General features: G+C 72.4%; 10 protein-coding genes. 9 read left to right on the forward strand and 1 reads right to left on the reverse strand.

Annotated features, from left to right (window positions below):
* The first annotated feature begins 65 nt into the window (after positions 1–65).
* The 3 genes from O7634_RS16725 to O7634_RS16735 all read left to right on the forward strand — a co-directional run bounded on the left by O7634_RS16725 (position 66) and on the right by O7634_RS16735 (position 4,713).
* Complete coding sequence (locus O7634_RS16725) at positions 66–2,231, forward strand: EAL domain-containing protein (protein ID WP_278151046.1); 2,166 nt, start codon at positions 66–68, stop codon at positions 2,229–2,231.
* A gap of 93 nt (positions 2,232–2,324) precedes the next feature.
* On the forward strand, positions 2,325–2,825 hold the full coding sequence (locus O7634_RS16730; protein WP_278151047.1) for a DUF456 domain-containing protein: 501 nt from the start codon (positions 2,325–2,327) through the stop codon (positions 2,823–2,825).
* A gap of 301 nt (positions 2,826–3,126) precedes the next feature.
* A complete protein-coding gene (locus O7634_RS16735) occupies positions 3,127–4,713 on the forward strand; it encodes an amino acid permease (protein ID WP_278151048.1) in 1,587 nt (528 codons plus the stop codon).
* Positions 4,714–4,731: 18 nt separating this feature from the next.
* Here the strand turns inward: O7634_RS16735 and O7634_RS16740 are convergent, their stop codons facing one another.
* Complete coding sequence (locus tag O7634_RS16740; RefSeq protein WP_278151049.1) at positions 4,732–5,862, reverse strand: PQQ-dependent sugar dehydrogenase; 1,131 nt, start codon at positions 5,860–5,862, stop codon at positions 4,732–4,734.
* Between the two features lie 90 nt (positions 5,863–5,952).
* On the opposite strand from O7634_RS16740, the gene O7634_RS16745 reads away from it, so the two are divergent.
* From O7634_RS16745 to O7634_RS16770, 6 genes are all read left to right on the forward strand, one after another.
* A complete protein-coding gene (locus tag O7634_RS16745; protein WP_278151050.1) occupies positions 5,953–7,317 on the forward strand; it encodes a glutamine synthetase family protein in 1,365 nt (454 codons plus the stop codon).
* A 107-nt stretch (positions 7,318–7,424) separates the two neighbouring features.
* Positions 7,425–8,780 (forward strand): aldehyde dehydrogenase family protein, encoded by a 1,356-nt coding sequence (locus tag O7634_RS16750; protein WP_278151051.1) that lies wholly within the window; start codon positions 7,425–7,427, stop codon positions 8,778–8,780.
* A 5-nt stretch (positions 8,781–8,785) separates the two neighbouring features.
* A complete protein-coding gene (locus O7634_RS16755) occupies positions 8,786–9,553 on the forward strand; it encodes a 3-oxoacyl-ACP reductase (protein ID WP_278151052.1) in 768 nt (255 codons plus the stop codon).
* Positions 9,554–9,669: 116 nt separating this feature from the next.
* Positions 9,670–10,368 (forward strand): gamma-glutamyl-gamma-aminobutyrate hydrolase family protein, encoded by a 699-nt coding sequence (locus O7634_RS16760; protein WP_278151053.1) that lies wholly within the window; start codon positions 9,670–9,672, stop codon positions 10,366–10,368.
* A gap of 47 nt (positions 10,369–10,415) precedes the next feature.
* On the forward strand, positions 10,416–10,967 hold the full coding sequence (locus O7634_RS16765; protein WP_278151054.1) for a pyridoxamine 5'-phosphate oxidase family protein: 552 nt from the start codon (positions 10,416–10,418) through the stop codon (positions 10,965–10,967).
* A 192-nt stretch (positions 10,968–11,159) separates the two neighbouring features.
* Entirely contained in the window at positions 11,160–14,819 is a 3,660-nt protein-coding gene (locus tag O7634_RS16770) for a SpoIIE family protein phosphatase (protein WP_278151055.1), read from the forward strand.
* Positions 14,820–14,845 lie beyond the last annotated feature (26 nt).

Consider the following 14,845-nt stretch of genomic DNA (forward strand, 5'->3'; position numbering starts at 1 on the left):
CGGGTTGCCAACCGAGATCACCCTGCGGGCCGTCGCCCGGTACGACCAGCCGGCCGACTGATCCCGTGGCCGCCGTCCCGGACCCCGCCGACAGCGCCGCCGGCCGGGCCGACACGCAGGGGTACGCGGCCGACTGGGCCCGCGCGGTGCGCCGCCTCGGGTTCGTGCCGTTCAGCACCACCGAGACCGAGCGGATGCTGCTGGCGCACACGATCCGGCTGGCCGCCGTGGTGCGCGGGGAGCCGTTCGACGCGCGCCCGGCCGAGGAGGTCGGACGGGCGCTGGTGCGGGCGCACCTCACCGATCCGCAGATTCTGGAGTGGACGCTGCACGCCCTCGGCGCGACCTTTCCGCGCCGGGTCCTCGGAGCCGGTGACCGGCCGGCCGACCTCACCGACCGGATCGCGGCGGTGCAGGGTGGACTGGCCGCCGGTTTCGCCGCCGCGCTGCGCGAGCGGACCCTCGGCGAGCAGGAGCGGATCGCGCGCTCCGCCTGGCGGGCGCGCGACGAGGTCGAGCAGGCGTTGCGCGAGAGCGAGGCCCGGTTCCGGGCGGTCTTCACCGGCGCCGCGATCGGGATCGGGATCGCCGACGTGAAGGGCCGGATTCTCGACGTCAACGAGGCGTTCGCCGACATGCTCGGCTACGCGATCGAGGAGTTGCGCGAGACCGACGTGGCGGCGCTGTGCCACGCCGACGACGCCCCCGGGATGTGGGAGCTGTACCAGGAGCTGATCGAGGGCAGGCGGGACGCCGCCCGGGTCGAGAAGCGCTACCACCGCAAGGACGGCAGCGTGGTCTGGACGGATGTGGCTCTCTCGCTGATCCGGCACGAGGGTCGACCGCGCTTCACCGTCGCGATGATCGAGGACATCACCCAGCGGCACGAACTCCAGCAACGGCTGCGCTTCCAGGCGCTGCACGACCCGTTGACCGGGCTGCCGAACCGGACCCTGTTCTTCGAGACGCTCGGCCGGGTGCTCGACGGCGCCGGCGACGGCCAGCGGGTCGGGGTGTGCTTTCTCGACCTGGACGGCTTCAAGGCGATCAACGACAGCCTCGGCCACGACCTCGGTGATCGCCTCCTGGTGATGATCGGCCGGCGGCTCGCCGCGTGCGTGGCCGATCACGGCCACCTGGTCGCCCGGATGGGCGGCGACGAGTTCGTGATCCTCGTCGACGGGGGCAACGACAGCGTCGACCCGGTCGCCGTCGCGAAGGCCGCCCTGGCCGCCGTGGCGGCCCCGGCGCATGTCGGTGACCACCAGTTGGCCGTCTCGGCGAGTGTCGGGATCGTGCAGTGCCCCGCCGCGGAGACCAGCGCGTCCGAGCTGATGAAGGCCGCCGACACCACCCTCTACTGGGCCAAGGCGGCGGGCCGGGGCCGGTGGGCGGTCTACGAGCCGGAACGCGCCGCCCGTGACCTGGCCCGCTCGGCGCTCGTCGCCGGGCTGCCCGCCGCCCTGGACCGGGGCGAGTTCGTGCTGCACTACCAGCCGATCGTGTCGCTGCTCGAGGGCCGGATGCTCGCGGTGGAGGCGCTGGTCCGGTGGGAGCATCCCGAGTTGGGCCTGATCGGGCCGGACCGGTTCATCGGCCTGGCGGAGGAGACCGGCCTGATCGTCCGCCTGGGTGAGTGGGTGCTGCGGCGGGCCTGCGCGGACGCCGAGCGGTGGTGGCGGGAGTTCCCCGACGCCCGGCTGGTGGTCAGCGTCAACCTGGCCGCGCGGCAGGCCGACGACCCCGCCATCGTGGACACCGTCGCGGACGCGCTGCGCGACAGCGGACTCCCCGCGGACCTGCTGCAACTGGAGCTGACCGAGAGCGCCGTGATGGGCAGCGCCGGTGAGCCCCTGCGCAGCCTGCACCGGCTCGCCGAGCTCGGGGTGCGGATGGCCGTGGACGACTTCGGCACCGGCTACTCCAACCTCGCCTATCTGCGGCGACTGCCGATCCACTGCCTGAAGCTCGCCGGCCCGTTCGTCGAGGGCATCCGGGCCGACGGCGTGGACCTGGCGGCCGACCACCGCGACGAACGCATCGTCGACGCGTTGGTGCGGTTGGCGCACGCCCTGGAGCTGTGGGTCACCGCCGAGGCGGTGGAGACCGGGGCGCAGGCGGAACGGCTGCGGGCGCTGCGCTGCGACACCGGGCAGGGACGGTTCTTCGGGCCGCCGGCCCCGGCCGACGCGATCACCGCCCGGCTGCGGGACGGTCAGGTGGCGGCGTGAGCGAGCGGACAGCAGGCCCGGCGTTCTGGCGGATCGCGGCTGGCGACGGCGGCGACCGGTGCGGCGCGGCCGGCGGCGGGAGAGGGTGACAACGTGGATCTGACCGACTCGCAGACGGCGGTGACGGTGGTGGCCGGGTTGGCCATCCTGGCCGGTCTGGCCGGCGTGGTGGTGCCGGGCCTGCCGGCGTTGCCGCTGTGCTGGGGCGGCGTGCTGGTCTGGGCGATCTTCGGCGGCGCCGGCCCGGGTGGTTGGGCGGTGTTCGCCGCCGCCACGCTCGTGGTCGCCGGCGGCACCGTGATCAAGTACGCCTGGCCGGGCCGGAACCTGAAACGCACCGGTGTGCCGACGTCCACCCTGCTCGCCGGCGGGGTGCTCGGCATCGTCGGGTTCTTCGTGGTGCCGGTCGTGGGGCTGGTGCTCGGTTTCGTCGCCGGGGTCTGGGCGGCGGAGCGCCTGCGGCTGGGCAGCAACAGCCTGGCCTGGCCGTCCACCGTCCAGGCGCTGAAGGCCGCCGGGCTGTCGATGCTCGTGGAGTTCCTGGCCGGCGTCCTCGTCGCCGCTCTCTGGGTGGCCGGCCTCCTGCTGACCTGAGCGAGGGCGCGGGGCACTTTTCGGGTACGGCGGGACGCCGTACGGAGAGAGAGGTGTGCCCCGCGCCGCGGGTCGGGCGGTCCGAGCGCCCGGGTGGCCCCGAGCGGGCCTGGTCACCTGTTCAGGATGCGTGTCGCGGTGGCGGCGGGCAACGCAATTAGGGCCTGTGTCAAAGCCCCTGGCCGGCCTGCGGCGGGCCCGAACGACGCTGAGATTCCCGCCGGCGATGTATTGACCGTCCTAATTGGCCGGGACGACACTTTGCGCACTCGCACGCGTTACCACAGCAGGGAGGTGTGCAGTGGCCACGACGCCCGTGCCGACAGCCGAGCAACCGATGGACGACGACGCCCGCCGGCTCGCCGAACTCGGCTACAAACAGGAGTTGCGCCGCAAGTGGAGCGGCTTCTCCAACTTCGCCATCTCGTTCTCGATCATCTCGATCCTGGCCGGCTGCTTCACCACCTTCGGCCAGGCGTGGAACAACGGCGGACCGGTCGCCATCTCCTGGGGCTGGCCGCTGATATCGCTGTTCATCCTGATCATCGGCTTCTGCCTGGCGGAGCTGGTGTCGGCCTATCCGACCGCCGGGGGGATCTACTGGTGGGCGGCGACCATGGGCCGTCCGGTGCACGGCTGGTTCACCGGCTGGCTGAACCTGATCGGCCTGGTCGCGGTCACCGCGTCGGTCGACTACGGCTGCGCGACGTTTCTCAATTTGACCCTGTCGGCGCTCTTCGACGGCTGGGCCGGGACGCTGCGCCAGGCGTTCGTCCTCTTCGTGATCATCCTGGTGCTGCACGGGCTGATCAACATCTTCGGGCACCGGATCATCGACGTCCTGCAGAACGTCTCGGTCTGGTGGCACGTGGCCGGCGCGGCGGTGGTGGTGGCCATCCTGGTCCTCGTCCCCGACGACCACCAGAGCTTCCAGTTCGTGTTCACCGAGCGGTTCAACAACTCCGGCTTCGGCGACGGCGACACCGCTGGCCTGACGTTCTGGATCTACGTGCTGCCGCTGGGCTTCCTGCTCACCCAGTACACGATCACCGGCTTCGACGCCTGCGCGCACGTCTCCGAGGAGACCCGGGGCGCCTCGCAGGCCGCCGCCCGTGGCCTCTGGCAGTCGATCTTCTACTCGGCGGTCGGTGGCTGGGTCCTGCTGCTGGCGTTCCTCTTCGCCGCCACCGACGTCGAGGCGGTGAACGCCGCCGACGGCTTCTCCGGCGCGATCTTCGAATCCGCCCTGACCCCGGTCTTCTTCAAGGTTGTCATCATCATCAGCACCATCGGGCAGTTCTTCTGCGGGATGAGCTGCGTGACGTCGATGAGTCGCATGGCGTACGCGTTCAGCAGGGACCGGGCGGTGCCGGGATGGCGGCTCTGGGCGACCGTCGACCGCAACGGCACCCCGGTCAAGGCGATCATCGGCGCCACGCTGGCCGGTCTGGTGCTGACCCTGCCGGCCCTCTACGAGAGCGCGGCGGGCATCCCGGTCGCCTTCTACGCGGTGGTCTCCGTCGCGGTGCTCGGGCTCTACCTGTCCTTTCTCATCCCGATCGCGCTGCGACTGCGGATGGGGGACCGGTTCGTCCCCGGACCGTGGACGCTCGGCCGCAGGTACAAACTGCTCGGCTGGATCGCGGTGGTCGAGATCGCGGTCATCGCCGTGTACTTCGTGCTGCCGATCGTGCCCGCGGGGGTGCCCGGCAACGACGGGTTCACCTGGTCGGCGGTGAACTACGCGCCGATAGCCGTCGGCGGGGTGCTGCTGGTGGTCGCCGTCTGGTGGTACGCGTCCGCGCGGAGATGGTTCACCGGTCCGGTGCGTACCGTCGGGGAGCCGGCAGCCCCGTCGCGGCCGGCGGCTGTCGACGGGCCGGAGTGACGGCTGCCGCGCGGTGGGTCAGGACCGTGCGGTGCCGGCACGACCGACGGGCGGCGGTTGCCGCTCGCCGGTAGGGAACCGCAGGATGCGGTCGTCCGGCGGCGTGGGCGTGCCGTTGTCGTCGCGGTTGCTGGTGGTCACCCAGAGTGAGCCGTCCGGGGCCGTGGCGACGGTACGGAGGCGGCCGTACACGCCGACCAGCGCGGCGACCGGGGTGCCGACCGCTCCGGCGGCGCTCACCGGCACCGTCCAGAGCCGCATGCCCCGCAGGGCGGCGACGTACAGCGTGCCGCCGGCGAAGGCGGCGCCGCTCGGCGACGCCTGCGCCGGCGGCCAGGCCACCACGGGAGCGCGGAACCGGGGGTCGGCGCTCGGACCCTCCACGATCGGCCAGCCGTAGTTGCCGCCCCGGACGATGACGTTCACCTCGTCCCAGGTGGCCTGGCCGAACTCGGTGGCGAACAGCCGACCGCGCGGGTCCCAGGCCAACCCCTGCACGTTGCGGTGCCCGTAGCTGTAGACCGCTGAGCCCGGGAAGGGGTTGTCCGCCGGGATGCCGCCGTTCGGCCGGACCCGCAGGATCTTGCCGTTGCGGCTGGTCGGGTTCTGCGCGTTGGCGGGCGTGCCGGCGTCACCGATGCCGGCGTAGAGCAGCCCGTCCGGGCCGAAGGCGATCCGGCCGCCGTTGTGTACCGCCGCCCGGGTCAGGCCACTGACCAGCACCTGCTGGGTCTGCGGCGCGCGGAGCCGGAAGCGGGTGATGCGGATGTCGGAGGCGGTGGTGAAGCAGGCGTACACCCAGCGGTCCTGTCGGTAGCGGGGCGACACCGCCAGGCCGAGCAGCCCGCCCTCGCCACCGGCGACGACGCCGGGGATCCGGGCGACCGGCACGGGCGGCCGGCCCGGTCGTACCCGCAGCACGGTGCCGAGGTCGCGTTGGCCGACGAGCGCGCTGCCGTCCGGGAGGAAGGCGAGCCCCCAGGGCACGTCCAGCCCGGTCGCGACGACCTCCGGGTCGGCGAGGTCGACGCCCCCGGCGTCCGCCGCGACCACCGGCGTCGGTGGTGGCCGTACGTCCGCCTCGGCGCGCACGGTGGTGCCCAGTCCGGTGACGAGGACGGCGACGGTCAGGATCGCGCGAAGACGCATGACAGCTCCTCGGTGGTTTGCCGCCGACCGGGCCGGGGGCATTGACGGTGATCCGGATTGCCAGTAGACCTTGGTGATGGAGGGCCCCTGATGAGCAGAACGCCGTTCACGCTGGAAGAGTTGCGGGTCGCCGTCCAGGCCGGTGAGATCGACACCGTGGTGCTGGCCCTCGTCGACATGCAGGGCCGCTTGCAGGGCAAACGCTTCCACGCGCCGTTCTTCCTCGACCAGGTCGCCGAGCACGGCAGCGAGGGGTGCAACTACCTGCTCGCCGTGGACGTCGAGATGAACACCGTCGACGGGTACGCGATGTCGAGCTGGGAGCGCGGCTACGGCGACTTCGCGATGGTGCCGGATCTCAGCACCCTGCGCCGGATGCCCTGGCAGCCGGGCTCGGCGCTGCTGCTGGCCGACCTGACCTGGCTCGACGGCTCGGGTGACGTGGTCGCCTCGCCCCGGCAGATCCTGCGTCGGCAGTTGGCGCGGCTGGCCGAACACGGGTTGACCGCGTACGCCGGCACCGAGCTGGAGTTCGTGCTGTTCCGCGACTCGTACGAGGACGCGTGGGCGCGCGGCTACCGTGACCTCACCCCGGCCAACCAGTACAACGTGGACTACTCGCTGCTCGGCACGGCCCGGGTGGAGCCGCTGCTACGCCGGATCCGCACCGAGATGGCCGCCGCCGGGTTGACGCCGGAGAGTGCGAAGGGCGAGTGCAACCTCGGCCAGCACGAGATCGCCTTCCGGTACGACGAGGCGGTGGCCTGCGCGGACCACCACGTGATCTACAAGAACGGCGCGAAGGAGATCGCCGCCCAGGAGGGGATGTCGATCACCTTCATGGCCAAGCCGAACGAGCGGGAGGGCAACTCCTGCCACATCCACTTCTCGTTGCGCGACGCGTCCGGCGCGTCGGCGATGCTCGGGGACGGACCGGCGCACCTGTCGCCTATTGGGCAGCGGGTGCTCGCCGGGCTGCTGGCCACGATGCGCGAGTTCAGCCTGCTCTTCGCCCCGAACATCAACTCCTACAAGCGCTACCAGCCCGGCTCGTTCGCGCCGACCGCGCTGCGGTGGGGCGTCGACAACCGCACCTGCGCGCTGCGGGTGGTGGGCCACGGGCAGGGCATGCGGGTGGAGAACCGGGTGCCCGGCGCGGACGTCAACCCGTACCTGGCGATCGCCGGGCTGGTCGCCGGGGCGCTGCACGGCATCGAGAGCGAGCTGGAGTTGGGCGCGGAGTGCACCGGCAACGCGTACGACGATCCGGAGGCCGAGCGTGTCCCGACCACCCTGCGTGACGCCCTGGCGTTGTGGGAGGCGTCCGAGGTGGCCCGTGACGCCTTCGGCGACGAGGTGGTGGCCCACTACGCCAACCAGGCGAGAGTAGAGCTCTCGGCTTTCGACGCCGCGGTCACGGACTGGGAGCTGAGACGTGGATTCGAACGCCTCTGACCGCCCCCGTCCTCCGCGATCTTGCACGTGCTGTCGACGATTCGCGCCGATGTGCACCTTGTGTCGGCACCGTAACCGCAAGATCGCGTAGGGGAGGGGGCGGGGGCGTGACTGTTGTTGTTGATCCAGCTACCGGGGAGGGGTTTCGGGAGGTATCCGCGGCCTCCCTGGTCGAGGTCGACTCGGCTGTCGCCGCCGCGGCGCGGGCCTTCGAGACATGGCGACGGGTGGGGCCGGGGGATCGGGCGCGGCTGCTGCGGCGGTTCGCCGCCGTCGTCGACGCGCACGTCGAGGAGCTGGCCGCGATCGAGGTCCGCAACTCCGGGCACACCATCGGCAACGCCCGGTGGGAGGCCGGCAACGTCCGGGACGTGCTCGACTACTACGCCGGTGCGCCCGAGCGGCTGACCGGGCGGCAGATCCCGGTGCCGGGCGGTGTGGACGTCACCTTCCACGAGCCGCTCGGTGTGGTCGGCGTGATCGTCCCGTGGAACTTCCCCATGCCGATCGCCGCCTGGGGATTCGTCCCGGCCCTCGCCGCCGGCAACACGGTGGTGCTCAAGCCGGCCGAGCTGACCCCGCTCACCGCGCTGCGGCTGGCCGAGCTGGCCGTCGAGGCGGGCCTGCCCGAGGGCGTGTTCACCGTCGTACCGGGGTCGGGCGCGGTGGTGGGGGAGCGGTTCGTCAGCCACCCCGCGGTCCGCAAGCTCTGCTTCACCGGCTCCACAGCGGTGGGCGCCCGGATCATGGCCGGCTGCGCCGAGCAGGTGAAGCGACTCACCCTGGAGCTGGGCGGCAAGAGCGCCAACATCGTGTTCGCCGACGCCGACCTGGAACGCGCCGCCGCGACCGCGCCGGCCGCGGTCTTCGACAACGCCGGCCAGGACTGCTGCGCGCGGTCGCGGATCCTCGTGCAACGCCAGGTGTACGACAGGTTCCTGGCCCTGCTCGAACCAGCGGTACGCGCGGTGCGGGTGGAGGACCCGTCCCGGGACACCGCCGAGATGGGACCGCTGATCTCCGCCGCCCAGCGGGACCGGGTCGCCGGGTACCTGACCGGCGCGACGGTCGCCTTCACCGGCTCCTGCCCGGACGGCCCCGGGTTCTGGCACGCACCGACCGTGCTGCTGGCCGACTCGCCGGCCGACCGGCACTGGCGGGAGGAGATCTTCGGCCCGGTGGTGTCGGTGCTGCCGTTCGACGACGAGGCGGACGCCGTCCGGCTCGCCAACGACACCGAGTACGGCCTCTCCGGCTCGATCTGGACCAGGGACGTGGGTCGCGCGCTGCGGATGGCCCGCGCCGTCGAATCGGGCAACCTCAGCGTCAACTCGCACTCCTCGGTGCGCTACTGGACCCCGTTCGGCGGGATGAAGCGCTCCGGGCTCGGCCGTGAGCTGGGCCCGGACGCGTTGCACTCCTTCACGGACGTCAAGAACGTGTTCATCGCGACGGAGGAGTGACGCCAGTGCAGAGTCGGTTGCGGGACCGGGTGGCAGTGGTCACCGGGGCGGGTAGCGGTATCGGCCTGGCCACCGTGCGGCGGTTCGCCGCCGAGGGGGCCCGGGTGGTCTGTGTGGACATCGACACCACGGCCGGCGCGAGGGCCGCCGAGGAGTGCGGCGGAGAGTTCGTGGCCACCGACGTCGCCGACGAGTCGGCGGTACGGGACCTGTTCGACGGCGTCGTCGACCGGCACGGCCGGGTGGACATCGCCTTCAACAACGCCGGCATCTCACCGCCGGAGGACGACTCGATCCTGGACACCGGCCTGGACGCGTGGGAGCGGGTGCTGCGGGTCAACACGACGAGCGTCTACCTGTGCTGCAAGTACGCGATCCCGCACATGCGCCGCCAGGGCAAGGGGTCGATCATCAACACCGCCTCGTTCGTGGCGCTGATGGGCGCGGCGACGTCGCAGATCGCGTACACAGCGAGCAAGGGTGGCGTGCTGGCGATGACCCGGGAGCTGGGCGTGCAGTTCGCCCGCGAGGGCATCCGGGTCAACGCGCTGTGCCCAGGCCCGGTGGCCACGCCGCTGCTGCTGAAGCTGTTCGCCGCCGACCCGGAACGGGCGGCCCGCCGGCTGGTGCACGTGCCGATGGGCCGGTTCGGCGCACCGGAGGAGATCGCGGCCGCGGTGGCGTTCCTGGCCAGCGACGATGCCTCGTTCATGACCGCCGCCCAGTTCGTCGTGGACGGTGGCATCACCGGCGCCTACGTCACGCCACTGTGAGCGTGAGGAGTGAGCCGGGTTTGCGAGCCCCGCAGTCGCGAACCGGTGCCGGCGCTGTGAGCGTGAGGAGTGAGCCGGGTTTGCGAGCCCCGCAGTCGCGAACCGGTGCCGGCGCTGTGCGGCGACGTCCGCTGATCGGGATCAGCGCGTACGTGGAGCCCGCCGGTTGGGCCGTCTGGCAGGGGGTGCGGGCGGTGCTCCTGCCGGAGGCGTACGTGCGGGCGGTGACGGCCGCGGGAGGACGGGCGGTGCTGCTGCCCCCCGACGACGTGGACGGCGACGTGGTGGGCGTTCTCGACGGGCTGCTGCTGGCCGGTGGCGCGGACGTCGGCCCGGGGCGGTACGGCCAGCCGGCCGACCCGCGTACCGAGGACCGGCCGGACCGGGACGCCGGCGAGCTGACGCTGTTGGCCGCCGCGCTCGCCGCCGACCTGCCGGTGCTGGGGGTGTGCCGGGGGATGCAGTTGCTCGCTGTCGCCTACGGCGGCAGCCTGCACCAGCACCTGCCGGACGTGGTCGGGCACGACGGACACCGGCCGGCGCCCGGGGTCTTCGGGCGCCACCGTGTGCGGTTCGCTGCGGGCAGTCGGGCGGCGACGGTGCTGGCCGGCATCGACGAGGTGAACTCGTACCACCATCAGGCGGTCGCCGACGCGGGCCGGCTGACCGTCACCGGCTGGGCCGCCGACGGCGTCGTCGAGGTGGTGGAGGACCCGGCGCGGCGGTTCGTGCTCGGGGTGCAGTGGCACCCGGAGAACGAGCCGGACCCGCGCCCGATCGCCGCGCTGGTGCGGGCCGCCGAACAGCGGCTGTGACTGACGTCGCCCCCGTCCGTGGGCGTCGTCGATGGGAGGATCGTCGCATGGGCAAGGTTTATCCCGAGATCGATGACCGACTACGTGAATTCATCGCGGCCCAGTCGATGTTCTTCGTCGCCACCGCGCCGTCCGGCGCCGGAGGGCACGTCAACGTCTCGCCGAAGGGCATGCGGGGCACGTTCGTCATCCTCGGCCCACACCGGGTGGCCTACCTCGACTACCACGGCAGCGGGGCGGAGACCATCGCCCACCTGCGGGACAACGGTCGGATCACACTGATGTTCTGCGCCTTCGACGGGCCGCCGAAGATCGTCCGGCTGCACGGCCGGGGCAGCAGCGTCGCGGTGACCGAGGAGGCGTTCGCCGACCGGCTCGCCGAGTTCCCGACGCCGCCGGACGTGCACGCCGTCCGGGCGGTGATCACCGTCGAGGTGGAGCGGGTCAGCGACTCCTGCGGCTACGCGGTGCCGTTGATGGACTTCCGCGCCGAACGTGGTCTGTTACTCACCTCACACTCGCGTCGTACGACCGAGGACCTGGTGACCTACCGGGCCACCAAGAACGCGGCGAGCATCGACGGACTGCCGGTTTTCTGACCGGTCAGGGCGGTTCGGCGACCGTCGTCGGACGCCACCCGCGCCCGCGCTGTCCGGTGCCCGACGTGGCAGGCGAACGTAAGCAGCGTCCGCCGTTCGTGATGCGTTACGTTGCTGGTCCGCTTGGGTACAAGTCGGAGCACAGCGGGTGAAGATCAACGGTCGAGGGGTACGGCCGGAGCGGGAGGCTGCATGAGCTCGGCCCAGGGGGGCACCGACGAACGGCATGCCGTCGCGTCCCGCCGTGACATCCCCCCGATGCTGGCGGCGGCGTTCGCGGCCGGCGGCGAGATGGGCGAGCGCCTGGCCCGCTTCGACTGGTCCTCCGCCCAAGTCGGTGAGCCCGCCCGCTGGCCCCTGGCGCTGTCCAGCGCGATCGGCATGATGCTCGCCTCCAGCGCGCCCATCGTCATGTTCTGGGGCGACGAGCAGTACGCCTTCTACAACGACGCCTACCGGCCGACGATCGGCGCCAAGCACCCGGACGTGATCGGGCAGCCGGCCCGCGCGTACTGGTCGGAGACCTGGGCGGTGCTCGGCCCGCTGCTCGACGGTGTCCGCAGCACGGGGCGCTCCTACCGTGGCGAGGACCACCCCTTCCTACTGGACCGGCACGGCTTCGTCGAGCAGACCTACTTCAACGTCTCGTACGACCCGATCCGGGGCGACGACGGCTCGGTGCACGGTGTCTACTGCATCGTCAACGAGACCACCGGTCGGGTGCTCGGCGAGCGGCGGCTGCGGGCGCTCTCCGATCTGGGCACCGAGCTGAGCGACATCGCCGACGACGCCGAACTGGGCCGGACCGCTGCCGAGGTGCTCGGCCGGCACAACGCGGACGTGCCGTTCGCCCTGATCTACCTGGCCGACGACGGTGGCCAGCTCACCCCGGCCGGGTTCACCGGCGTCACCCCGCCCACCACGGACGTCGTGGCGGAACTGCTCGCCCGGGTGACCGCCGACGGCGGCGCCGCCACCGTCGAGGTGACCGACCTCTTCGACACGCCGCCGCCCGACGCCGCCGCCCAGGCGCTCGTGCTGCCGCTCACCGCCAACAACGAGACCGTCGGCGCGCTGGTCGTCGGAGTGGCCCGGCAACTGCCGCTCGGCGACGACTACCGCGACTTCCTGCACCTGGTCGCCGCCCAGATCTCCCGGGCGATCGGCACCCAGCGGGCGTACCAGCAGGAACGGGCCCGCGCCGCCGAGCTGGCCGCGCTCGACCGGGCGAAGACCAACTTCTTCGCCAACGTCAGCCACGAGTTCCGTACCCCCCTGACCCTGGTGCTCGGTCCGCTGGAGGACATGCTGGCCGACCCGGAGCTGCCCGCCGCCGAGACGGCCCGGCTCACCACGATGCACCGCAACGCGCTGCGCCTGCTCAAGTTGGTCAACACGGTGCTGGACTTCTCCCGGCTGGAGTCCGGTCGACTCGCCGCCCGCTTCCAGCCCACCGACCTCTCCGGCTACACCGCCCGACTGGCCAGCACCTTCCGCTCGGCCACCGACCGGGCCGGGCTGCGCCTGGTGGTGGACTGCCCGCCGCTGCCGACGCCGGTCTACGTCGACCGGGACATGTGGGAGAAGATCGTCCTCAACCTGGTGTCCAACGCGGTCAAGTTCACCTTCGACGGCGAGATCCGGGTGCGGGTCCGGGTCGTCGGTGACGCGGCCCAGCTGGAGGTGGCGGACACCGGCATCGGCATCGTGCCGGAGGAGCTGCCGCACGTCTTCGAGCGGTTCCACCGGGTGCAGGGCGCGCGCGCCCGGACCCACGAGGGCACCGGGATCGGCCTGGCGCTGGTCCGGGAGCTGGTCGAGATGCACGGCGGCGAGGTCGGCCTGACCAGTCAGCTCGACCAGGGCAGCACCTTCACCGTCACCATTCCGTTCGGGTCGGCGCACCTGCCAGCGGACCGGGTGGTCACGTTCGCCGCGCTGCCCCCGACGGAGCCCGAGCAGGCCCGGCTCTACGTGGCCGAGACCGCCCTGTGGGCCGGCACCGGCCCGGTGCCGGAATACGACAGTCGCCCGGCCGAGGGCACCTCGGCCGGGCGCATCCTGGTCGTCGACGACAACGCCGACCTGCGCGAGCACGTCACCCGCCTGCTCTCCCCGACCTGGGAGGTGGTCACCGCCAGCGACGGGCTGGCCGCGTTGCCACTGGCCCAGGAGGGTGGTTTCGACCTGGTGCTCAGCGACGTCATGATGCCCCGCCTGGACGGGTTCGGGTTGGTCAGCGCCCTGCGCGCGGACCCGCGTACCCGACACGTGCCGATCGTGCTGCTCTCCGCCCGCGCCGGCGCGGCGGAGGCCGTCGCGGGCCTCTCCGTCGGCGCCGACGACTACCTGACCAAGCCGTTCGCCAGCCAGGAGCTGATCGCCCGGGTCCGGGCCAACGTCGAGCTGGGCCAGCTACGGGGGCAGATCATCCGTCGGCTCCGGGCGCTGGCCGACGCGGCGGTGGCGGTGAACAGCGCCCGTTCCACCGCCGACGTGCTCCAGGTCGCCGCGCGGCACGCGCTCAGCCTCGCCGAGGCCGCCCGGGTGGTGGTCAGCGCCAGCGGCGCCCGGTCCGAGGCGGACGGCGGCGGTGACACCGCCGACGCACCGTCCTTCGTGGCCGAGCTGACCGGCACCACCGGCGAGACGCTCGGCGAGCTGCGGGTCTGGCGACCGGCCGGCGACGGCGCCCAGGCCGACGAAGCCGCGCTGACGCAACTGGCCCGGCTGGTCGGCGTACGCCTGGAGAACGCCCAGCTCTACGAGGCCGAGCACCGCATCGCCACCACGTTGCAGCACAGCCTGCTGCCCCGGTCGCTGCCCCAACTGCCCGGCGCCGTGGTGGCCAGCCGGTATCTTCCCGGCACCGCCGACGTCGAGGTCGGCGGTGACTGGTACGACGCGATCACCCTCGACGACGACGACCTGGTGCTGGTCATCGGCGACGTGGTCGGCAAGGGCGTGCAGGCCGCCGCCGCGATGGGACAGCTCCGCAACGCGCTGCGCGCGTACCTGCTGGAGGGCTACGACCCGGGGGAGTCGTTGACCCGGCTCAACCGGCTCGTCGCGTCCACCGAGCGCCGCTCCTTCGCCACCGTGGTGTGTCTGCTGTTCAACCCGCGTACCGGCCGTCTGCGGTACGCGAGCGCGGGTCATCCGTCCCCACTGCTGATCAGAGGAGGCGACGTGGCTTTCCTGCACGCCCGGGCGCTCGGTCCGCCGGTCGGCGCGATGCCCGATGTGACCTACGAGGCGGTTGAGGGCGAGTTGGCGCCGGGCAGCCGGCTGCTGCTCTACACCGACGGGCTGATCGAGGATCGGCAGCTCGACATCGACTCGGCGCTGGCCCAGCTGCGTGCCGACGCGGCGACCCCCAGCGAGCACGTGGCGGACCTGATCGACGCGGTGGTCGAGCGGGTCGACGGGCGGCCACGCCGCGACGACGTGGCGGTCCTCGCCCTGGAGGCGGCGGAGCTGAACCGCTTCGCGCTGCGGCTGCCGGCCGACCCGACCCGGCTCAGCGTCCTGCGCAAGCGCCTGGAGGACTTCCTGGTCGCGCACGCGGTCGGTGAGACGGACGTGTTCGACCTGACCGTCGCGGTCAGCGAGGCCGCCGCGAACGCCATCGAACACCCGGTGCACCCCGCCGAGGCCATGATCAGTGTCGAGGTGGCCATCGAGGGCCGGACGGTCACGGCCACCGTGCGCGACAGCGGGCAGTGGCGCGAGTCGACCGGTTCGGGGTTCCGGGGGCGCGGTCTGGCCCTGATCAAGGCGCTGGGGGACCTGTCGGTACGCCGTACCGATGAGGGCACCGAGGTGACCCTGCGCCGGGAGCTGCGGGACTGACCGCGCGCCCGGCGGCGGCCGGGGCG

It is taken from the genome of Micromonospora sp. WMMD1120 (assembly GCF_029626235.1).
GTDB lineage: Bacteria > Actinomycetota > Actinomycetes > Mycobacteriales > Micromonosporaceae > Micromonospora.

What these genes read in the sequence shown, in the direction of transcription:
- O7634_RS16740 (WP_278151049.1), bottom strand. Translation starts at nt 5,862, where the DNA reads ATGCGTCTTCGCGCGATCCTGACCGTCGCCGTCCTCGTCACCGGACTG.
- O7634_RS16745 (WP_278151050.1), top strand. Translation starts at nt 5,953, where the DNA reads ATGAGCAGAACGCCGTTCACGCTGGAAGAGTTGCGGGTCGCCGTCCAG.
- O7634_RS16765 (WP_278151054.1), top strand. Translation starts at nt 10,416, where the DNA reads ATGGGCAAGGTTTATCCCGAGATCGATGACCGACTACGTGAATTCATC.
- O7634_RS16770 (WP_278151055.1), top strand. Translation starts at nt 11,160, where the DNA reads ATGAGCTCGGCCCAGGGGGGCACCGACGAACGGCATGCCGTCGCGTCC.